General features: G+C 68.7%; 20 protein-coding genes. 8 read left to right on the top strand and 12 right to left on the bottom strand.

Annotated features, from left to right (window positions below):
* The first annotated feature begins 431 nt into the window (after positions 1-431).
* The gene (locus ACSYGO_RS43630; RefSeq protein WP_460390120.1) at positions 432-833 is read left to right on the top strand and encodes a hypothetical protein; all 402 of its coding nucleotides are present in this window, start codon (positions 432-434) and stop codon (positions 831-833) included.
* A gap of 325 nt (positions 834-1158) precedes the next feature.
* Complete coding sequence (locus ACSYGO_RS43625) at positions 1159-1644, top strand: DUF1877 family protein (protein ID WP_460390119.1); 486 nt, start codon at positions 1159-1161, stop codon at positions 1642-1644.
* 105 nt (positions 1645-1749) lie between these two features.
* Here the strand turns inward: ACSYGO_RS43625 and ACSYGO_RS43620 are convergent, their stop codons facing one another.
* Positions 1750-2361: a TOPRIM nucleotidyl transferase/hydrolase domain-containing protein gene (locus ACSYGO_RS43620; RefSeq protein ID WP_460390118.1), complete on the bottom strand. Its 612-nt coding sequence runs from the start codon at positions 2359-2361 to the stop codon at positions 1750-1752.
* Between the two features lie 313 nt (positions 2362-2674).
* Here ACSYGO_RS43620 and ACSYGO_RS43615 point away from each other — a divergent pair, with 313 nt between their 5' ends.
* Positions 2675-3169 carry a pyridoxamine 5'-phosphate oxidase family protein gene (locus tag ACSYGO_RS43615; protein ID WP_460390117.1) on the top strand — a complete coding sequence of 165 codons (495 nt, stop codon included), beginning with the start codon at positions 2675-2677 and terminating at the stop codon, positions 3167-3169.
* A 165-nt stretch (positions 3170-3334) separates the two neighbouring features.
* Here ACSYGO_RS43615 and ACSYGO_RS43610 read toward each other — a convergent pair whose 3' ends face one another.
* The 3 genes from ACSYGO_RS43610 to ACSYGO_RS43600 all read right to left on the bottom strand — a co-directional run bounded on the left by ACSYGO_RS43610 (position 3335) and on the right by ACSYGO_RS43600 (position 5877).
* Positions 3335-4111 carry an ABC transporter permease gene (locus ACSYGO_RS43610; protein ID WP_426675078.1) on the bottom strand — a complete coding sequence of 259 codons (777 nt, stop codon included), beginning with the start codon at positions 4109-4111 and terminating at the stop codon, positions 3335-3337.
* Entirely contained in the window at positions 4108-5100 is a 993-nt protein-coding gene (locus ACSYGO_RS43605; RefSeq protein ID WP_460390116.1) for an ATP-binding cassette domain-containing protein, read from the bottom strand. The genes ACSYGO_RS43610 and ACSYGO_RS43605 overlap by 4 nt, the downstream gene beginning before the upstream one ends.
* A 111-nt stretch (positions 5101-5211) precedes the next feature.
* Positions 5212-5877, bottom strand: a complete 666-nt coding sequence (locus tag ACSYGO_RS43600; protein ID WP_426675080.1) for a DUF4097 family beta strand repeat-containing protein — start codon at positions 5875-5877, stop codon at positions 5212-5214.
* Positions 5878-6125: 248 nt separating this feature from the next.
* Between ACSYGO_RS43600 and ACSYGO_RS43595 the strand changes: the two genes are divergently transcribed.
* Both ACSYGO_RS43595 and ACSYGO_RS43590 read left to right on the top strand, forming a co-directional pair.
* A complete protein-coding gene (locus tag ACSYGO_RS43595) occupies positions 6126-6875 on the top strand; it encodes a GbsR/MarR family transcriptional regulator (RefSeq protein WP_426675081.1) in 750 nt (249 codons plus the stop codon).
* Positions 6876-7235: 360 nt separating this feature from the next.
* Positions 7236-8348, top strand: coding sequence for an ABC transporter substrate-binding protein (locus tag ACSYGO_RS43590; protein WP_460390115.1), 1113 nt, complete (start codon positions 7236-7238; stop codon positions 8346-8348).
* Positions 8349-8447: 99 nt separating this feature from the next.
* Here ACSYGO_RS43590 and ACSYGO_RS43585 read toward each other — a convergent pair whose 3' ends face one another.
* Both ACSYGO_RS43585 and ACSYGO_RS43580 read right to left on the bottom strand, forming a co-directional pair.
* Complete coding sequence (locus ACSYGO_RS43585) at positions 8448-9257, bottom strand: bestrophin-like domain (protein ID WP_426675083.1); 810 nt, start codon at positions 9255-9257, stop codon at positions 8448-8450.
* Between the two features lie 319 nt (positions 9258-9576).
* Positions 9577-10395: a hypothetical protein gene (locus ACSYGO_RS43580; RefSeq protein WP_426675084.1), complete on the bottom strand. Its 819-nt coding sequence runs from the start codon at positions 10393-10395 to the stop codon at positions 9577-9579.
* Between the two features lie 674 nt (positions 10396-11069).
* Between ACSYGO_RS43580 and ACSYGO_RS43575 the strand changes: the two genes are divergently transcribed.
* Positions 11070-11909, top strand: coding sequence for an SCO2400 family protein (locus tag ACSYGO_RS43575; protein ID WP_460390114.1), 840 nt, complete (start codon positions 11070-11072; stop codon positions 11907-11909).
* Between the two features lie 226 nt (positions 11910-12135).
* On the opposite strand, the gene ACSYGO_RS43570 is transcribed toward ACSYGO_RS43575, so the two are convergent.
* The 3 genes from ACSYGO_RS43570 to ACSYGO_RS43560 form a co-directional block, all read right to left on the bottom strand.
* A complete protein-coding gene (locus ACSYGO_RS43570) occupies positions 12136-13155 on the bottom strand; it encodes a hypothetical protein (RefSeq protein WP_460390113.1) in 1020 nt (339 codons plus the stop codon).
* 270 nt (positions 13156-13425) lie between these two features.
* Positions 13426-15039 carry a sodium/solute symporter gene (locus ACSYGO_RS43565; protein WP_426675087.1) on the bottom strand — a complete coding sequence of 538 codons (1614 nt, stop codon included), beginning with the start codon at positions 15037-15039 and terminating at the stop codon, positions 13426-13428.
* On the bottom strand, positions 15036-15494 hold the full coding sequence (locus ACSYGO_RS43560; protein WP_426675088.1) for a DUF485 domain-containing protein: 459 nt from the start codon (positions 15492-15494) through the stop codon (positions 15036-15038). Before ACSYGO_RS43560 ends, ACSYGO_RS43565 begins: the two co-directional genes overlap by 4 nt.
* A 359-nt stretch (positions 15495-15853) precedes the next feature.
* Here ACSYGO_RS43560 and ACSYGO_RS43555 point away from each other — a divergent pair, with 359 nt between their 5' ends.
* Positions 15854-16084: a hypothetical protein gene (locus tag ACSYGO_RS43555; protein WP_426675089.1), complete on the top strand. Its 231-nt coding sequence runs from the start codon at positions 15854-15856 to the stop codon at positions 16082-16084.
* A gap of 212 nt (positions 16085-16296) precedes the next feature.
* Complete coding sequence (locus ACSYGO_RS43550) at positions 16297-16665, top strand: DUF488 domain-containing protein (protein WP_426675090.1); 369 nt, start codon at positions 16297-16299, stop codon at positions 16663-16665.
* 87 nt (positions 16666-16752) lie between these two features.
* Here the strand turns inward: ACSYGO_RS43550 and ACSYGO_RS43545 are convergent, their stop codons facing one another.
* From ACSYGO_RS43545 to ACSYGO_RS43535, 3 genes are all read right to left on the bottom strand, one after another.
* A complete protein-coding gene (locus ACSYGO_RS43545; protein WP_460390112.1) occupies positions 16753-18120 on the bottom strand; it encodes an outer membrane protein assembly factor BamB family protein in 1368 nt (455 codons plus the stop codon).
* The gene (locus ACSYGO_RS43540; RefSeq protein WP_426675092.1) at positions 18117-18668 is read right to left on the bottom strand and encodes a SigE family RNA polymerase sigma factor; all 552 of its coding nucleotides are present in this window, start codon (positions 18666-18668) and stop codon (positions 18117-18119) included. Before ACSYGO_RS43540 ends, ACSYGO_RS43545 begins: the two co-directional genes overlap by 4 nt.
* 161 nt (positions 18669-18829) lie before the next feature.
* Complete coding sequence (locus tag ACSYGO_RS43535; protein WP_426675093.1) at positions 18830-19315, bottom strand: hypothetical protein; 486 nt, start codon at positions 19313-19315, stop codon at positions 18830-18832.
* Positions 19316-19515: the final 200 nt, after the last annotated feature.

Here is a 19515-nt window from a genome sequence, read left to right as displayed (position 1 = left end):
CCGCCAACCGGGGTGGTTCCCGGCCGGTCATGTGCGTACTGACTTTCTGTTGCCTCGTCAGCCACCTTTGTGGCAGGCGGAGTTCTAACCAGAAGGACGAGTTCATGTCAACGGAGGCGACAATGCGGACAGCTGTCCCGATGTCGACCAAGTTCGGCGAACCGGGCGGTCGATTGGTCTGATTTTTCCGGCCGTTGGATCGAGTCGTACTCCGTGAGGTATAACCAGCCGGTCCGTCAGCCGCCCGCATTCGTACCGGGAATGCGCGCCGATCCGAAAGCGGGAGCTCCATGCCATCGATACAGAGGCCGGACGACGCAGAAGCCACGAAAGGCAGTGCTGCGCCGGAGAGTTCCGACGAAAGCGCGCCGGAACCGCGAGTGGATAAGGGCTCTAGCGGCACGGACCGCCGCGGAATTGCCGTCGGCGCTGTGCTTCTCGCCGCCTGTGCCGGACTCGTCGCCTACGGCGTGCTCGACACCACCGAGAAGCCGATCCCTCGGACACCGACCGCCGCGGTGACGTACGAGATCGAGGGCAAGGGCACGGCCGACATCACGTACCAGGCGCGAAGCGAGTCCGGGGATGCCGTGGTGGCCCACGACATCACGCTGCCGTGGAAGAAGACCGTGAACGTCCCGCTCGGCAAGGCACCCCTCGTGACCATCACCCTCGGGGAACAGGGCGGGCGGGCCAGCTGCCAACTCGCCGTTCGTGGCCGGCACGTCCAGACCGCCACCGCCTTCGGCAGGTTCGGACGCGCCACCTGCCAGGGAGAACTGCCGTCGCCGGAGTCGTCGGACGCCTCCACGGTCGGTGAGAAGAGCAACTGATGGGACCCGCGGGGCGTGCCGTGGGCCGCGTCGCACTCGCCACTGCCGTGGTACTCAGCGCGATAGCCCTGTCCACACGCACCGGGACGACCGCCCCACACCCCGCGATTCCCGGGGACGGCCCGCGCTCCGTGCCGCTGCCCTCCCCGTCTCCGCCTGGGCGTGGCCACAGCCAGGCCCACGCCCAGCTCGGCGAGGGCGTGTTTCGAAAGAGTCCTGCCGGATGCCGCGAGTCGCTGTCGACGGCACGTGCTGTCAGTGCGCTCGAGCAGGTTCTGTCCGTTCGGCCCGACAGGTGGGTCGTTGAGTTGAGGGATTCGTCGTCATGAGCATCTACCTGCACTTTCGTGCCGTGGCTGAGTCCGAGATCCGGGATGACCACACCTGGCTCGCCGCGTTCATGTCTGAGGCGTGGGAAAACGACATCGACGAGTACGCAGCGGGCATCGCCCACTCGATCAACAAGGACTGGGACGCTGTCAACAACCTCTACGCCGCCGCTGATCCCCTCTGTACAGACGCCGACGAGCCCTGGAATTTGCCGATCTACGGCGGCCGCCCGGTACCCCACAGCGCTGACGCCGACCCCTCCGATCCTCCGCTGATGCTTCTGGAGCCGCCCGGGGTGTCACAGGCCGCGCGATTCCTTACGACTGTCTCTTTCGACGAGCTGTGGAACGTCGTCGACGCACGGTTCAGTGCCCTCGGCCGGACCAAGCAGGAACACCTCGAACACCACAGGAACCTCAAAGAGTTCTACGGGCAGGCGGCTTCGGCAGGCCACGCCGTGGTCAAAGCGGTTTGGGCCTGAGACGTGGCCACGTGCTGATCACAGCCATTCGTTGATGGCCGCGACCAGCACGGTCGCCTCGTACCCGACGGCGCGTTTGTCGGGCCGGCTTGCGGACACAGCCCGTCACAGGCCGGCGAAAAGGCCGTCCAGCGGAGCCGGCACCTGGTCGGGGCCGAGGGCTTCGACCAACAGACGGCCGTAACGGATCTTGCGCCCCTTCTTCGTGCCCATGAAGCGCCGCAACTGCTGGTGCCGGGGACGGCCGTGCTGGGCGGGCTGCTGGAGGAACGTCTGCCAGGCGCGCAGTTCGTCCTCGGCCTGGATGATCTGCTCGATACGCGCCGAGCCCAGCGCGCGGATGAGCTCGTCCTCCAGATCCGCCGTGCAGACGAAGACACCGGAGTGCGGCGCCGAGTTGAAGGCTCGGTCGAAGAAGGGCCTCTCCCGCTCGTCGCACAGCCCTGTCAGGCGCAGGCCAAGACCGGACGGCCCCAGGATCTGCGCGTAGCGGCCGACGCTCATCGCACCGCCCATCGCCACCACGCACACCCCCTCGGCCGCCAGGTCACGGCTCCGCCCCGCGGCCAGCGCTTCCACGGCCGCGAGGTCGCTCAGCCCCTCCAGCAACACCGCCGTATGCGCTCCCAAGAGCTCGGCCAGCTCTCTCGCCAACCGGTCGGAGCCACCGCCCGCCCACCTTGCGACCTCGCTCCGGAACCTGCCCATGTCGACCATGCCTGGCAGTCTGCTCCGTCCACCGGCCATAGCGCACGCGAGATTCGCCTGAGCGGCCACACAGGCGGACACATGAGGATCGGGCTTCGAGGAATCGAAGCCCACCGTCTCAGCCGGTCCGCCTGGCGACGCAGCCACCAGGCACGATCACGAGCCGGCCATCACCGGAGACAAGTGTGACTGAACTTCCGCCGGCCACTCCGAGCACCGAAGTTGCTCGCCCCGGGTCAAAAGTCGCGCGGCTCATCGGTCGCTGGGAGTAGGTCCTGCGCCTCAGGCGCGCTTCGCGCCTGCCTGGCTAGGGTCGGTCCTCATGGAGACCGAGGGAATCGTTTGCCGCCAGACGCCGGAGCGTGTGCGCGACACTCTGGGGCGGCTCGTCACCGAGCGGGATGTGTGGATGTCGACGGCTCACCCTGATCACGGGCCGCACCAGCTGCCTCTGTGGTTCCTGTGGGACGGGCGAGCGGTGTGGATGTGCACCAGCGCCACTTCCGTGACTGCGCGGAACGTACGCAAAGAGCCGCGCGTGCGCCTCGCGCTGCCGGACACCTTCGACGTGGTGCTCCTCCAGGGCGAGGCGGAGTGCTTCCCCGACGAGAAGGTGCCCGAAGGCGCGGCGGAAGCGTTCGCCGGCAAGTTCGGGTGGGATCCACGCGTGGAAGAGGGTTCCTTTCTGTATGTACGAGTCGTCCCGAGGACCGTGCGTGCTTGGCGCGGCGTGCCGGAACTGCGCGGGAGGGTCATCATGCGCGACGGGAGGTGGCTGGATCAGCGGCCGCCCATTGGGCTGCCGAGCCGTGCCTGACGACGCACCGTCTCACAAGACGGCAGGTGGCCCGGGCCCGCCCCTCGTACGCAGAGCGGCGGCGTACTCCGGCGCGGGTGCCGGTGTACGCCGCCTTCGGTGCAGGGTGCGGAGTGCGAGGTGGGACGAGACGGAGTGCGGGGGTCGCCCGCGTCGTCATGGCGGCTACTTCGGGTCGCGGTCGAACTGTGCCTTGGACCAGCGATATCCGAGGGCGGTCAGGGCGAGGCACCAGCCGATGGCGATCCAGCCGTTGTTGCCGATCTCGGTTCCGAGGAGGAGTCCGCGCAGGGTCTCGATGGCGGGGGTGAAGGGCTGGTACTCGGCGATCGGCTGGAACCAGCCCGGCATCGAGTCGAGAGGCACGAAGGCGCTGGAGATCAGCGGCAGCAGGATCAGCGGCATGGCGTTGTTGCTGGCCGCTTCGGCGTTGGGGCTGGACAGGCCCATGCCGACCGCGATCCACGTGAACGCGAGGGCGACCAGGGCGAGCAGTCCGAACGCCGCCAGCCACTCCAGGACAGTCGCGTCGGTGGAGCGGAAGCCCATCGCGACGCCGACCGCGCCGACCAGGACCACACTGATGATCGCCTGCAGCACGCTGCCGGCGACGTGGCCGAACAGCACGGAGCTGCGGTGGATGGCCATGGTGCGGAAGCGGGCGATGATCCCCTCGTTCATGTCGGTCGAGACCGAGACGGCGGTGCCGATGGTGGTGGAGCCGATGGTCATCAACAGGATGCCGGGAACGAGGTAGGCGATGTAGGCGGTCCGGCCCTGCCCGCCGCTCATGGTGTTGCCGAAGATGTAGACGAACAGCAGCAACAGCATGACCGGGGTGAGCAGCAGGTTCAAAGTGAGCGACGGGTAGCGGCGCGCGTGCAGCAGGTTGCGGCGCAGCATCGTGGCCGAGTCACGCACGGCGAGGGACACAGAGCTCATCGGACAGCCTCCTTGGACTGGGCGGACTGGGCGGACTGGGCGGACTGGGCAGGGATGTTCGTGTCGCCGGTGAGGGCGAAGAACACGTCGTCGAGGTCGGGGGTGTGCACGGTCAGCTCGTCCGCCTCGATGCCGGCCGCGTCCAGGCGGTCGAGGAGGGAGCGCAGTGCGCGCTGGCTGCCGTCGCTGGGGATCTGCAGTGCAAGAGCGTCGTCGTCGTGGGCAGCGGCGTCACCCAGTGCGGTAGCGGCGTTCCGGTAGGCGGCCGGGTCGGTGAAGCGGAGTTTCACGTGCCCGCCGGGCACGATCCGCTTGAGCTCCTCGGCACTGCCCTCGGCAGCGATCTTCCCGTTGCTCAACACCGCGATCCGGTCCGCGAGTTCATCGGCCTCCTCCAGGTACTGGGTGGTGAGGAAGACGGTCACGCCGCCGGTGACCAGCTCGCGGATGATCTGCCACATGTTGTGCCGTGAGCGGGGGTCGAGGCCGGTGGTCGGCTCGTCGAGGAAGATGATCCGCGGACTGCCCACCAGGGTCATGGCGATGTCCAGGCGCCGCTTCATACCGCCGGAATAGGTCGAGGCGGGCTTCTGCGCTGCCTCCACCAGGTCGAAGCGCTCCAGCAGTTCGGCAGTGACCCGCCGTCCCTCCTCCTTGGACAGGTGGTGCAGGTCCGCCATGAGGAGCATGTTCTCCTCCCCCGTGATCAGCCCGTCGACGGCGGAGAACTGCCCGGTGACACCGATCGCCCCGCGGACGGCCTGCGCGTCGGTGGCCAAGTCATGCCCACCGACTCGCAGTTCGCCGGAACCGGAGTCGGGGGTGATGAGGGTGGAGAGGATCTTGACGGCAGTGGTCTTGCCGGCGCCGTTCGGGCCGAGCAGAGCGAACACGGACCCGGCCGGGACGGCCAGGTCGATGCCGTCGAGTACGGTCCTGTCGCCATAGGACTTGCGCAGCCCGTTCGCCGCGATGGCCAAGCTGGTCATGAACAGTGCTCCTTCAAAGAGGTTGATACGAGCGGCGATACCGCCGTGGGGCAGAAGCCGCGGTCCGTGATGCCGCTGCGGGACACGGACCGCGGGGAACGCCCCGGGCCTTCAGAGGCTGCGGGCGGTGATGTCACCGTGGGTGGTGGTCGCCTTGATGGCCAGGGCCGGGGTGCCGTCGTTCTTCAGCGTGTTGTCGACACGGCCGTAACCGGTCCCGGCGTCCAGGGAGGCGGAGACACCGCGGGCGGCGCCGACGGCGATGTCGCCTTTCTGCGTGGTCAGGGTGAGCGTGCCGCGCACGGCCTCGGTGACGGTCACGTCGCCCTTCTGGGTGCTGATCTCCGCCGAGCCGTTGAGGCGGCCGACCGTGATGTCGGCGTCCAGGCCGACCAGTTCGGCACTGTCGGCCTCATCGAGCTTGACCGTGCCGCTCGCACCGTCGAAGGACACGTCGCCGAGGCGTCCCACGCCCCGCAGTTCGGCGGCGGCCGTCTTCGCCTCGATCCGGGAACCGGTCGGCAGCTGAACGGTCACCTCGACGGAACCGGACGTGCCGAGGATCCGATTGTTGGCCGCCGGGGCCTCGACGCGCAGGACACCGTCGTCGTAGGTGATCCGGATCTGTTCGGCGGCCTTCACGTCACGGCCCTTGGAGGCATCCGCGGGCAGGACCTCCACCGTGGTGTCGGCGCGGTCGGCCGCGATCAGCTGGATACGTCCGGCGGGGATGGCGAGCACGGCCTGGACGGGGGCGGGGGTGGCGAACTTCTGCATGACGTAGCTCCTTTGTCTGCCGGCGCGGACCCTCGCGGCCCGTCGTTTCCGACAACGGAAAAGCTACGTTGCATTCACTACTCCGACAACCATGTTGTTGCGTCAACTCACCATAGCCGCAGGTCGATGCGTAAATTTTGTTGCAATGGTCTCGCGACTAACGCAACACCCCCTCAGTGAACCCGTTGCAATGAATGGAAAGTGAACGCTATGGTGTAAGCACACGCAGTGAACGAAGGAGAGTGCGCATGCCGGGAGGCAGACTCACCCAGCCCGAACGCCAGCAGATCGCGCTGGGGCTGGCCGACGGCCTGGCCTACGCCGAGATCGCCCGCCGCCTCGAGCGCCCGACCTCGACCATCACCCGTGAAGTCATGCGCAACGGCGGCCCCAACGCCTACCGCGCGGACATCGCCCACCGCGCCACCGAACACCGCGCCCACCGCCGCAAGCCGGCCACCCCTCGCAGCCCGAGGACGCCTCAACAGCCCTACGGGCGCGACGCCGAGGCGGTGCGTGAGTACCAGGAGGTGTTCACCACCGTGATAATGGCCTCCGGCGCTCCCACCATGATGGCCCGGGTGATGGCCTGCCTCACCCTCACCGACTCCGGCAGCCTCACCGCCGCCGAACTCGCCGCGCACCTGCAGGTGAGCCCCGCCTCCATCTCCAAAGCCATCACATTCCTCGAAGGCCAGGGCCTGGTACGCCGCGAGACGGGCGAGGGACGCCGCGAACGCTACGTCGTCGACGACGACATCTGGTACCAGTCCATGATCGCCAGCGCCCACTCCACGGCCCAACTCGCGGAAACCTCACGCCAAGGCGTCCCCGTCCTCGGCACCGGCACCCCCGCAGCCATTCGCCTCGAGAACATCGCCCGCTTCCTCGACTTCGTCTCCGAAAGCATCACCCGGGCCGCCGAACAAGCCCGCGACGTCCTTCACACCAAAGCCCCGACAACCAACCCCGAGACCGACCCCGACAGCACCACCTGAACGCACCCGCGAACCGCCGGCGTGTCACGCCCGCCGGCTGCATCGCGGTTCGCACCAGGTGAGGGGCCGGCCGAGGAGAGGGGACGTCTCCCCGCGGACCGCGGAAGGCCGGCCCGGGCGATCACGGCGTGCTCCCCTGCCGTGGCCCGGACCTCGGCGGCGACAAGGGGGAGCACGAGCCCGGCAGTTCAGCGAACTCATAATCGGTTGCCTGAGGGCGATGGCGGCGGATGCAATGTCCGGTGTGATCACCCAGGTGTGCCCGCCACGGCGAGACGGGATGAACGCGTACAACCGGGCTCTGCCACCCTGTGCCCCGGGCACACCGCAACCGCACCGCCACACGGAAGACGCCCCCGCATGAATACGCCGCCCTCGCCGCCCGGAGCGGAGCAGCCCGCCGGATCATCCATCCGGATCGGCGCTCTTGTTCCGCTGACCCGGCCCGGCTGGGTCGAAGCCGGCCACCACCTGCTCGCCGGACTCGAACTGGCCGTCAGCCACGTCAATGACACCGGCGGGATCGCCGGGAGACCGCTCGATCTCGTGGTCCGGGACACCGCGGCCGATCCTCAGAAGGCCGCGGCTGCCGTCGACGAACTGGCCCGCCTGGGCGTGGCCGCCGTGGTGGGCGAGTACCACAGTGTCGTCGCACGATCCGCTGCCGCCAGGGCCGACGCCCTCGGGCTGCCGTTCCTGTGCGCGTCCGCCGTTCTCGACACGCTCACCGACCGGCCCACGCCATGGGTCGCGCGCCTCGCCCCGGCGCAGTCCCGCAGCTGGCAGGTCTACGCGGACTTCCTCCTCGGCGCGGGCCACAGCCACATCGCCGTAGCAGCCGATCCGAGCGTCTACTGGGCATCCGGGGCTCGCATTCTGCGGGGCCACCTCGCTCCGCACGGTGGCACCGTCACCGAGTTCGACATGCGCGTTCTCACCCCCACCGCCCTGTGCGACGCGCTCGTCGACCATCGCGCGACCGCCCTCCTTCTCCTGGTCGGCCACCCGGAACCGGCCGTGCCGATCGTCAAGTCCGTCCGCCGCGACAAGCGCCTCGCCGACATCATGATCGGTGCTCCCGCCGGGCAACCCGAGTTCGCCGAGTGGGTGGCGCTGCTGGGCGACGACAGCACCGCCGTCCCGTTCCTGCGCTACCTGCCGGAGCGGCTCAGCCCACTCGGCACACAAGTGGAGGCGACCTTGCGCGCGCGACTGGCAGGAGCACCTTCCTTCGTCGCCTTCGAGGGATACGACACCGTCACCGTCCTCGCCGATGTCCTGCGCTCCCACGGCACGGACCGGGCACGGATTGCCGGATCCTGGCCGCACATCAGCGTCGAAGGCACCCGCGGCCGGATCCAGTTCACCCGCACGCCGGGCATCAGCGTCTGGCAATGGGCTTGGCCGCCCGTCCAGGTCGTCGACCGGGATCCGGCACAACCCGACCGCTTCCGCATCCTCCACACCGGCTGAACGGGCAGGACGGACCTCGCGACGACCGCCGGCGCCATCGGGGCCCGCCGGCCTCACCGACCGCCGGTGAGGCTGCGGCCGTGGCGTCGCGCCGGCCGCCTACCGCGCGCCGCCGAAGAAGCCGGACCTCAGGTCCGTGATCACGGCATCCAGCGGATGCCCGCTGGCGATGAACGCGCCGCTCCACGGCGCGCTGAGAGCGAAGAGCAACGCCAGGCTCAGCCCGACCACGCTCGCCACACCCACGATGAGCAGCGACGTCCGCAGACTGCTGCGGAAAACCAGCGCGCCTGAGTTCACGATCAAGGCCAGCCCGCTGACCACGAGGGTGACCACGTAGAGCGCGGGAACGTCACGCGAAGCAGCGGCCACGCGGGCGCGCCGACTGCTCGTGACACCGTCCAGGGAGACCACCAGCTCCGTTCCTGCCGTGGTTCCCACTTCGGGTCGCGCCGCCTCGGTGCGTACGGTCCGCTCCAGTTGTGCGATCGCGCGAGCGGTGGCCACGTCGTCACCGGACGCCGCGGCTGCTCCTTTCCATTCCCTTTCACGCGAGATCTTCAAGTAGTCCGCCAGGGCCGCATGGATCGGCTCCGACTGGACCCGCGGACTTGTCGCCGCCCAGGCCAGCCGGGACGACGCGGCCGCCTCGTCGCTCACCAGCCCCTCTGCTGTGCGCAAGTAGGTGGCCTCGCTGGCGAGCGACAGTGCCGCGAAGATCGCGAAAGCGGCACCGAGAGTGGGCATCAAAGGCATGACGATCGGCGGTACCCGATCCCGCTCCGCCTCCGGTACCAGTGCCCGCACGCCGACTCGCGCCCCGGCCGCGACCATCAGGGCGAGGACGAGCCCGCCCACCACGAGCACCACCGCCGGCAGCGACGTCAACCAGTTCACCACATCACCCACAGCACGCATTCCACGAGCAGCCCACAGCGGCTGCGGCGACATGTCGGCCCCCGCGCCCCGAAGCGCTCCGCCGGTCGTTTCTGAACGAACACTCCATGATCAGGCCGAACAGCTGCGGTGCTCCCGATGCCGGGCACGACATCCCGCCGCAATGACCGAACAGCCCAATACCGCGCAGCGAAGAGGCTGCACCGACGTCGACTTCCAAGTTGCACGACCACGAGAAAGGGGGTGAAGGCCTTCACAGGCCTTCACCCCTCGCCAGGAGTCTCACGATCCGGTCGTCACCAACCAGTCCGGACCGTCAGCGGATGGTCGGTCACTCGCCACCACCGCCATCGCCGCCCGAGTCGCCACCGGAGTCGCCGCCGCCGTCATCGCTGCCACCGGAGTCGCCGCCGCCGTCGTCACTGCCACCCATGTCGCCGCCGCCGTCATCACTGCCACCCGAGTCGGCAGCCTCGTCCGCACCTACGTCCGTGCCCGCATCGGTACCCGTGTCAGCGCTCTCATCCGTGCCGGTGTCCGTGCCGGTGTCCGTCCCCGTGTCGGTCCCCGTGTCCGTACCGTTCGGGTCCGTGTCGGTCCCGTTGGGGTCCGTGTTCGGGTCGGTGTTCGTACCGTTCGGGTCCGTGTCGGTCCCGTTGGGGTCCGTGTTCGGGTCGGTGTTCGTACCGTTCGGGTCGGTGGTCGTGCCGTTCGGGTCTGTTTCCTTGTTCTCGTCCTTCCCCCGGGGGTCCTTGTTCTCGTCCTTCCCCTGGGAGTCCTTGTCCTTCCAGTGGTCCTTGTGGTCCTTCCAGTGGTCCTTGTCCTTCCAATGGTCCTTGTGGTCCTTGTGGTCCTTCCAGTGGTCCTTGTGGTGACCCCAGTGGTGGTCCTTCCAGTAGTCCTTGTGGTGGCCACCCTTCCAGTGGCCCTTGCACTTGTAGTTCTTGTGGTGCTTGTAGCACTTGTAATTCTTGTCCTTGTGTCCGCCGACGAGAGCCGCCACCGATGCCTCGGACGCGGGGGCGGCCATCGCGGACGTGGCCGGGAGGATCACGCCGCCGGCGATCACCACGGACGAGGCCACCACCGTGGCGAGACTCAGCCGACGCTTGGGACGGATAGTGCCGTGCTTTCGGATCACGCGCTTCATTGCTTTTCCCTCTGCTGATCGAAAGGAGATTTTTCGGAATGTGGTGCCTCGTTCTCTTTCCGGTGTTTCCGGCGAGGCCCGCACTTCAAGTAGGCGGGAATCGTCCAGAAAGGTCACGCTCCGGGAACTCGGGGCTTGACCCAGCCGAGAACAACGCCTATGAGCGCTGGAGAGGGCGCCCGGACAGGACCGATCCACCCTGCAAAAACGGCGCCTCGATCAGCCTTCAGCCCCAGCAACGGCGCTCGACTCAACCCCAGGTGCCGTCCCGGTCACGGAGCGGAATCCTGCGTGCGCGGCGACGGTCCACCCCGCACCGGCCCGGAATTCAGCCGCGCATCCGGCGTTCGGCCCTCGAGTGAGGATTTCTTTTCTGCATGAGGCGGGCATCGAAATCGGCGGTCCATCGAACCGCCCGCACGACAGCAGCGGTGCCACTGCGAGTGGTCGGCCGCAGCGGCTGGGGGCGTTGTCGTGGGCGAATCTGCGTAGATCCGTCCCGCTGTCCCCTCCTGGCGCAAGGAACCCACGCAGGAGCATCACACAGGCTGCACACAGCGTCTCGAAAGGCCCGTTAGCGTGACTGATCGCTCGATCCCCTGTGCACATGTGACCAGGCCGTGGCCCGCGCGGGCCGCAAGCGCAGTCGACCCAGGAAGACCGGAAAACCACATATGGATTACTGCTCCTCGTGCCGTCGGCACCTCAACGGTGCCCTGGTGTGTCCCGGGTGCGGCGCCTACGCCCCGGACATCGCACCGCGCACCGCCGACGGCCGCATCCGACTGGCCCCGGCGGGGACGGGCGTCGCACCGGCTCCGACGGCCCACCGGGCCGACACGGGCCCCGGCACGAGCGCCGGCACGTGGTACGACAGCCCCTCGGACGACGAGGTCCCGTACGCCGGGGCCTCCGAGGCCGAGAGCATGCCGCCCATGCAGCAGGGGCGGGCGGCGCGGCGTCGCCAGTTGGCTCGCTGGAAGAAGAACAAGCGCCGGGCGGCGGTCGCAAGCGCCGTCGCGCTCGTCGGAGGCGGTCTGACCATCGCCGCCATGGACCGGCACTCCACCGACCGGACGCAGGCGGCCGCAGCGCCGGAAGACCCGACCATGGACGTCGCGCAGGAGCAGCCGTCCGGGCAGAGCCGTCCGGCATCCACGCCGGCACCCGAACAGGACACCCGCCGCTCCTCTGCCACCCCTTCCCCGGCGCAACCGACGGCGACCAACGCCCCACGGCAGCAGTCCCTGTCGGCCACGCCCCGAGCGACGCTGCCGGTCGTCCGGTCGGACAAGACCGCGTCGGCCCGCACGGCCACGGCATCGACGCCACAGCCGCAGAGCACCGCTCCGGCGGCCGACACCAGCGCACCTGCGGACCCCAGCACGACGACGGAGCAGTCGTCCGAGCCCGCGACCGCCCACGACACGGACTCGTCCGCCTCGCAGAGCAACCCCGCCCTGATATCGACATCGCCGAGCGAGATCTGCGTGCTCGTGGTGTGCCTCGGCTGAGGCTTCCGACCCGACCGCGAGGTGTGAGCACGCAGAGGCGGCATCATCACGGTGACCACCTCCGGCGTGGCCGGACTCTTCCCGCCGTCCACCGCAGGCCCGTCCCGGCGGGGAGGGTCCCACCCCCACGCCCGCTCCCTCCGGTGCACGGGGGCGCGACTTCTGGCGCCGGACCGCCGGACCGCCCTTCTTCCGCCTGCCAAGAGCGACGAGAGAATGGCTCGTGCTACTTGAGCGCCTCGTAGCGGTCGGCGAGCGAGTGGAACGCTTCCTTCGGTTCCCAGGGCATGTCGGGGTAGGTGCGCGTGTCCAGGGGGTAGCCGCTCTTCTCGTCGAGGATCTTGACGATGCCGTAGGAGGCGAGGTCGGGGTCCGGGCCGTTCACTCGGTGGGGCGTGCCGTAGCCGGCGAAGGTGAACCAGAAGACGGAGTCGACTCCTGCGTCCTCGAAGACGGGCATGAGGTCGTCGAGATGGCGGACCTGTTCACCCTCGTCGCGCAGGAGGTCCGGCTTGGGGGTGACGCCGTCCGGTTCCATGGCCACGTACCAGCCCGCGCCGCCGTAGTCACCCGCTCCGCGGAAGGTGCAACAGCCGACTTCGGTGATAGCGACGGGTTTGCCATGGGTGAACTCTTTGCGCAGGTCGTCGCGGTAGGTGGCGGCGTTGCGCAGGCTTCGGAAGGCGTCCAGGCCGACGATGTCGAACGGGCCCCAGTCCACGCCGTCCAAGGGGCATGAGGCGTAGCTGAGCCGGCCGGCGAAGCGGGGGCGGACGGTGCGCACGACGTCATTGAGGAAGGCGTTGACCTTGCCGGGGACGGGCTTCAGGGCGGCTTCGCGGTCAGGGCCGGCCAGGACCGGAATGCGGTCGTCGAAGGTGTCGCCGGGCAGGTATCCGCGGGCGAACAGGCTCAGTTCGCAGCCGGTGACGAGGACGACGTCAGCGCCGTCGCGGCGCAGGCGTTCGGCTCGCTCGGCGCAGTCGGCGAAGAAGGGCAGCATCTGCTGGTCGGTCATCTCGCAGGGGAAGGGGGAGAACCAGACCTCGAGCCCGGCGGCCGACGCATGGCGCGCGGCGGTCTCGATCCTGTCCGGGTCCCCACCGGTGATGCGGATCGCGGTGCAGTGCAGGTCCTGGGCGATGACCCGCATGTCGCGCTCGACGATGTCGGCGTCGAAGTCAGGTCGCGAGGTGTCGCCGTTCGGAAAGGTGCCCGTGTCGTAGTGGATTCCCTTGCCTCGCATGCGGTGTGCCTCCGGGAGGTAGTCAGTCGGTCGCTCGGCAACGCGATCGTCGAGTCTCCAGCGACGTGAGAGTCAAGCCCGGTGACGCTCGACCGCGGGAATCCGCTCACCATGTCCGTGGCCACGGTTCTGCTGCTCATCACGATGTTCAGGCGGTGGGCGGGACGAAACTCCGGTCGGCACCAGGCGACCGGCGTCCCGACCGGCGCCGTGCCCTGCGCCGAACCGGTACGCACATCGCCTGGTGCCGCACACCGCACCCGTTGTGCCTCATGGCCCCTTGCGCACCGCACCCGCCAGGATCCAGCCTTCGACGGCTTCGTACTGTCGCCTTTGCTCCTCTGCCTTGCGCCGGCCGGAGAGGACAGTCCCCAGCCATCCGTAGGCGAAGCCCAGCGGGACGGACGCGATCCCTGTCGTGGTGAAGGGGAACCAGTTGAAATCGGCGTCGGGGAAGGAAGCGAAGTGGGAGCCGGAGACCAGATTGGTGCCGGCCATCAGGACGATGGTGGTGACCGTGCCTCCGATGAGGGTGGCCATGAGGCCCAGGCGTGTGTACCGGCGCCAGAACAGGCTGTAGACCAGGGCCGGTGCCAGTGCGGAGGCACTGATGGAGGCTGCGAGCAGAGCCAGCGGTTGAAGGTTGTGGTGCTGGACGAGGGTGGCCAGCAGGATGGTGGGGATGCCCACGGCCACGGCGGACACCCGGGCGTACGTCATCTCCCGTTGCGGGGTCGTCGTCCTCGTCCTCCGGCCCGCGAGTACGTCGTGTGCAAGGGAGTTGGCGCAGGCCAGGATCATCCCGGCGACCGAGGCGAGAAGCGTCAGGAAGAGCGCGGCCGTGACCGTGGTGAAGAGGAAGGTCTCGACGTTCGACACGTCCGTCCCGAAGGCGGCCCGTGAGCCCAGGAGATACGCCGTCCTGCCCGTCGGGTCGGCGCCCGCGATCGCCGCACGGCCGACCAGCGCCGTCGCTCCGAAGCCGATGACCGTGATGATGAGCACGAAGATCGCCACGCAGGTCACCGCCCAGGACATCGACCGGCGCACCTGGCGAGCGCTGTTCGCGGTGTACATGCGCATGGTGACGTGCGGAAGGCAGGCCCCGCCGAGGACGACGGTGAGCTGCGAACTGATCATGTCGAGCCGAGGATATTTCCCGTCGGCGAACTCGAACCCCGAGTGCAGGAAGGCGTCTCCCACGCCGCTGCGCCGTGCCGCCACGGAGAACAGCGCGCCCAGGTCCCAGTCGAAGCGTCGCAGCAGCAGTACGGCGACGACGGCGCCGGAGCCGAGCAGCATCACGATCTTCATGATCTGGATGAGAGCCGTGCCCTTCATGCCGCCGATCGCCGCATAGCTGATCATCATCGCGCCGATGCCGATGATGCAGCCCGTCTTCATCGAGTCGCTGGAGAACCCCAGGATGAACGCCAGCAGATCGCCCGTGCCTGCGAGTTGGATCAGCATCATCGGCACCAACGCCGCGATCGTCACCGCGCACGCGGCGATGCGCACCGCGCGTCCTGGCATCCGCCGCGCGAGCGCGTCGCCCATGGTGAACCGGCCGGCGTTGCGCAGTGGTTCGGCCAGCAGGAACATCAACAGCATCAGGGAGAGCGCGGTGCTCAACGCCAGGACGACACCGTCGTATCCGAACAGCGCGATGACGCCACCCGTGGACAGGACCGTCGCCGCGGAGATGTAGTCCCCGGCGATGGCGAGGCCGTTGCGCATCGGCGACAGCGACCCGTACCCCGTGTAGAACTCGTCGAGATCGTCGCGGTCGGGGCCGGTCATCACACACAGCAGCAGCGTGATCGTAGCGATCGTGGTGAACGCGACCAGCGACATGGCCTGCGCCGAACTGCTGAACCCCGTCATCGCACGGCCTCCCTGCCGGTTCCCTGTGCCGACTGACGGCGGATCCGGTCGGCGATCGGGTCGACACTCCGCCGCGCGGTGTACTCGTACAGGCCGATCGCCAGGCAGGTCACGGGGACTTGGATCAACCCGAGCAGCAGCCCCGTGGTGAGTCCGCCCGAAACGGTGGCCGTCGTCAGCGACGGCGTGAACGCAGACAGGAGCAGGAAGAGCGTGAAGTACCCGAGCGCCGTGAAGGTCGCCACGCGCCGCTGCCAGCGGTACGCGCCGCGCAGGAGGCCGAGGTCACTGTGCCGGCCCTGTGGCCGGTCGAGCCGGACCTGGTGTCTCTCGAACTCCGGATGGGCTTGCGACTCCTGCCTGGGATAAGCGGTGTACGAGGGTGATGAAGCGTATGACGAGTCGTGCGGCGGCGGCCGATGGCCTGGTTGGTACTCGGGGGACGAGAACGTCATCCCGTGCTCCTTGCGTGGCTCAGGGCCCATGCGGACCGCAGGGAGGGGGGTGGCGACGTACGCTACTCATAGGTATGCGAAGCACGGAAGACTTTCGGCAGACTGAATGGTCGGTATGCCGTTCCGTGATGAAGAGGGGCGCCGGGGAGCCCATCTCGCCCGCAATGGGGCCGGTATGCCCCCCATTCCGGAAGTGCGGCCGATCGCCCTCCCGTTCACCATCGCAGCCACCGCCGACCGACCCGCACACGCCCGGCCGGCCCGCCCTTCAGGGGCAGGAGAGTCCCGGCTATATTGAACACGTTCAAATACGATGACGCCGGCGCGATCGGGCGCCGCATACCGCATGGGGGAGAAGCATGGGATGCCTGACGGCAGCGGTGCGCGCCCTGGGCGTCGTGGTCCTGACGTGGTTGGTGCTCGTCGTTCTCGTGCTCCTGCCCGGACTCCTGCCGGCCGGGTGGCAGTACTACATCTACTCGCCCGCGAGCGTCGGTCTGTGGATGCTCTGCATGGTGGTGGCGCCATTCCTGGCCTGCTTCGCCCTGTGGGGTTGGATCCGTGACGGGCGGCGGGCGAGCAGCCGGTGACGACGGCCCTGAACGCCCGCACCGCTCCGGTGTCGGGCCAGGCACACTCGGCGGACCGGTAGACGGGCGAGAAGCTCGTGAACCGCCCGCCAGGCCCCTCCCCCGTGGCTGAAGACGGTGACCGCGGGCTCGCGCGCCACCTGCCCGCGGCATGGGTTTTCATGGAGGAAGGGTCTCGACCACCGTTGCCGACCGATCCGGAGGGCTGTGTCATGGCCGGACAGATCATCTATCGCAGAGTGTACGAGTCGCCCTCACCCGAGGACGGCAAGCGTGTGCTCGTCGACCGTCTGTGGCCACGCGGTGTGAGCAAGACGGCCGCACACCTGGACGAGTGGCTCAAGGAAGCCGCACCGTCCACCGACCTGCGTCACTGGTACCACCACGACCCTGAACGCTTCGCCGAGTTCCGCCGTCGCTACATCGCCGAACTCGGCGACCCCGAGCACGAGCGGGCCGTACAGGAACTCCGGGATCTGGCAGCCCACGACACGGTCACGCTCCTGACCGCCACCAAGGACGCCGACCACAGCGAAGCCGCCGTCCTCGCCGAGTGGCTCAACGAGAACGAGCACCACTGAGCAAAGGTGCAGACGGCGCGCCGCGGCCGCGCGGGAGGCCGGTCGTGCTGCCGGTCCCCGCGCGGCCTTGCTTCCGGCTGCCTCTGCCTATGAACCCGCCTTGGGCAGAACGGGCTTGATGTGGAAGAGCTGGCCGCCGACCTGGCCGATGAGACCGTGTGCGTGGACCATCAGCTCCGGAGCGATGCCTGCTGTCACCGGGCTCTTCGGCAGCTCCACCTGGCCGCGCCAGCGCACCGCGCCACTGTCCAGGTCGAGGCCCACCAGGTGCCCGGTCGGATCGAGGTAGTAGGCCACCCTGCTGCTGAGATCCACCGCGGCGGCGGAGGCCAGTTCCCGCATTTCGGGGTTGCCTGCCTCCTTGCGCAGTGTCAGCCCGAGCTCGCGTGACCACAGCCGCTTGCCGTTCTCGGCCGAGTAGGCGACGACGCTGTCGTGCCTGCCGGACGCCAGGATGATGCCGTCCGTGACCACGCCCATCGGCATGCCGGCGACCCAGTACTGCGCCACCTTGCCCGACCCGAGGTCGACGCGGATCAAAGTGGCGGGCCCGGACACACCGAAGGACTGCTGCCCGCCGGCCGTGGCGCCTAGCAGCACGGCATCCTTGTCCGTGCCGATGAAGGCCGCCGGGCCCTCGACGGTCGCCACCGTCTGCGGCTTGCCGGTCGCCGGGTCCAACCGTACGACGGTGCTCTGCTGCGGAGCCTTCTCACTGTCCGGCGAGCACACCAGGTACGGGACGCCACCGACCGCGGTCCGGTCGCAATCGGCCTTCTTCCAGGAGTGCGTCCACAGCGTCCGACCCGTCCTGCCGTCCAGGGCGGCCACGCTCTTGAACGTCGGGGAGTTGGCGAGGACCTTGCCGTCGAACAGCACGGCATCGGACCGGTCACGACTGTCGTCGGCCAGCTCGTGCTTCCACAGGACCCGCCGGCTGCCGATGTCGAGGGCGACGAGGTCGGTGCCGGCTCTGGACGCGCCAGGAGCGTGGTCGGCGTAGGTGTACAGGATGCCGTCACGGACCCCGGGCAGCGATCCGGCCGGTGCGCTGCCGCCGTTGGCGTCCTTGGCCTTCTGCTGCCACTCGACCTTTCCGGTACGGGCGTTGACGCCGATGCCGTCGTACGAGGCCCCGCGGCAGTAGACGGCACCAGGGCCGGTGGTGCAGGCGTCCCAGGATTCGGCGGGCAAGGCGGTCTGCCACACCAGGGTGCTCTGCTTGCTCACCCGCGAAGCCGGCCGCTGCGCCCCGTCGTCGCCCGCGCCGGTGGCGAAGGCCGCGCCGAAGGCGATGCCGGTGAGGGCGAGCGCCGCGCCGGCGGTGCGCACGAGGACGCGCCGTCGGCGGCGGCGCACGAGGCGGTCGGCGATGCCCGCGGGAGCGTTGGGGTTGTCGGGGGTCCAGCTGTGCAGGACGTCCCGGATCGCGTGGTCCAGCTGGTCGGCGTTCATGTGTGGGCTCCCTTCGGCAGGTTGGGGCTCGGGGCCGCGACTGCGGCCTGAGCGGGGGCGGCCAACTCCGGTGCGAGACTGCGCAGCCGGGCCAGCGACCGATGGGTGGTGCTGCGCACGGTCCCCACCGAGCAACCGAGGACGCCCGCCACTTCCGTCTCGGACAGGTCCTCGAAATAGCGCAGCACCAGCATCGTGCGCTGCCGTGGGGTCAACCGCGCGAGCGCCCGGCCCACGGTGATCCGCAGGTCGGCGGCGGCCGTGCCGTCGGCAACGCCCTGGTCCTCCGGCAGCGCGGCGAACGTGGCCTCGCGGTGCGGGCGACGCAGCCGCCAGCGGCTGATCTGCTGCCGGTACATCACCTTGCGTACATAACCCTCCGGGTCGTCGACATGCCGCCATCGGCCCAGCGCCTTCATCAGCGCGGTCTGCACCAGATCCTCGGCCTCGTGCCGGTCGCCGCCGGTCAGCAGATTCGCCAGCCGTAGCAGGGCGCTCCACCGGGCATCGACGAAGTCCTCGAATCTCTCATGGTCCTGCGGGTCCATCAGCCCTCCCGTTGTCCAACGCTCACAAGGACGCGCGGACCCCGGACGATCTATGCCTGGCGTTGCCGGCTTCTTCCGTCAGATCGTGCTCGCCTCGCTTGCCATCCTGTCGTGCGTCCCCCAGGAGCGGACGGGCAACGGCAAGCCGGCCGCCGAATCGATCAGGGCCGGAGCAGACTCCGACGTGAGTTGGGTGGGACGCTTGCGACAACTGCCGCGTAGTCTTCGAGAATCTGCAGCAGGTGAGGGAGAGGAACCAGCTCACGTTCGCGCCGCACGAACGGACCGATGGCCTCCCACGTGCGGACGACTCTGTTGTTGAGCGTCGTCAAGTAGCGGTCGTCGATGATGCCCAGCCGCTTGAGAATCACGAAGTTGTGCAGGAAGAAGGCCACGTCGTAGAGGGCCTCCTGGGCCTCTGCGGGCAGGCCGGAGATGCCATGATCAGGATCGTGTTCGACCCCGAGCCGCTGAATGACGTACCTATGGTGTTGGTGGAACGTCGGTGACCGGAAGTTGTCGAGCAACGCCAGGTATGCCGGAAGGTAGTTGGCGCGCTTCATGGATGACACCTGCTGGAAGGCGAAGTAGGTCGAACTCAACAGCGCCAGCACGGACAGGCCGATCGCCACAGTATTGAGAAGCACCGATTCATCCCCTCGCCCGGGAACCCGTACACCGATAGACAGAGCGTGCCGGATGCCGGTTCCCCGCCCCGGCCCTGGACTCGCCATGGCCCCCCGCCGGCTGCGGCGCTTCCGGCCCGGATGAGCGGCTCTGGCCCGTGGTGGCCACAGCAGTGTCCATCGGCACCTGCACCCGGGACGGCGGAGGCGAATGCCGACAT

It is taken from the genome of Streptomyces krungchingensis (genome assembly GCF_054729265.1).
Note: the sequence above shows the minus strand (reverse complement) of the source record. Positions and strands in the feature narration are given on the sequence as shown.

Excerpts from the sequence above, each read along its gene's own strand:
- ACSYGO_RS43625 (WP_460390119.1), top strand. The coding sequence starts at position 1,159 with ATGAGCATCTACCTGCACTTTCGTGCCGTGGCTGAGTCCGAGATCCGG.
- ACSYGO_RS43620 (WP_460390118.1), bottom strand. The coding sequence starts at position 2,361 with ATGGTCGACATGGGCAGGTTCCGGAGCGAGGTCGCAAGGTGGGCGGGC.
- ACSYGO_RS43615 (WP_460390117.1), top strand. The coding sequence starts at position 2,675 with ATGGAGACCGAGGGAATCGTTTGCCGCCAGACGCCGGAGCGTGTGCGC.
- ACSYGO_RS43610 (WP_426675078.1), bottom strand. The coding sequence starts at position 4,111 with ATGAGCTCTGTGTCCCTCGCCGTGCGTGACTCGGCCACGATGCTGCGC.
- ACSYGO_RS43605 (WP_460390116.1), bottom strand. The coding sequence starts at position 5,100 with ATGACCAGCTTGGCCATCGCGGCGAACGGGCTGCGCAAGTCCTATGGC.
- ACSYGO_RS43600 (WP_426675080.1), bottom strand. The coding sequence starts at position 5,877 with ATGCAGAAGTTCGCCACCCCCGCCCCCGTCCAGGCCGTGCTCGCCATC.
- ACSYGO_RS43595 (WP_426675081.1), top strand. The coding sequence starts at position 6,126 with ATGCCGGGAGGCAGACTCACCCAGCCCGAACGCCAGCAGATCGCGCTG.
- ACSYGO_RS43590 (WP_460390115.1), top strand. The coding sequence starts at position 7,236 with ATGAATACGCCGCCCTCGCCGCCCGGAGCGGAGCAGCCCGCCGGATCA.
- ACSYGO_RS43580 (WP_426675084.1), bottom strand. The coding sequence starts at position 10,395 with ATGAAGCGCGTGATCCGAAAGCACGGCACTATCCGTCCCAAGCGTCGG.
- ACSYGO_RS43575 (WP_460390114.1), top strand. The coding sequence starts at position 11,070 with ATGGATTACTGCTCCTCGTGCCGTCGGCACCTCAACGGTGCCCTGGTG.
- ACSYGO_RS43570 (WP_460390113.1), bottom strand. The coding sequence starts at position 13,155 with ATGCGAGGCAAGGGAATCCACTACGACACGGGCACCTTTCCGAACGGC.
- ACSYGO_RS43565 (WP_426675087.1), bottom strand. The coding sequence starts at position 15,039 with ATGACGGGGTTCAGCAGTTCGGCGCAGGCCATGTCGCTGGTCGCGTTC.
- ACSYGO_RS43560 (WP_426675088.1), bottom strand. The coding sequence starts at position 15,494 with ATGACGTTCTCGTCCCCCGAGTACCAACCAGGCCATCGGCCGCCGCCG.
- ACSYGO_RS43555 (WP_426675089.1), top strand. The coding sequence starts at position 15,854 with ATGGGATGCCTGACGGCAGCGGTGCGCGCCCTGGGCGTCGTGGTCCTG.
- ACSYGO_RS43550 (WP_426675090.1), top strand. The coding sequence starts at position 16,297 with ATGGCCGGACAGATCATCTATCGCAGAGTGTACGAGTCGCCCTCACCC.
- ACSYGO_RS43545 (WP_460390112.1), bottom strand. The coding sequence starts at position 18,120 with ATGAACGCCGACCAGCTGGACCACGCGATCCGGGACGTCCTGCACAGC.
- ACSYGO_RS43540 (WP_426675092.1), bottom strand. The coding sequence starts at position 18,668 with ATGGACCCGCAGGACCATGAGAGATTCGAGGACTTCGTCGATGCCCGG.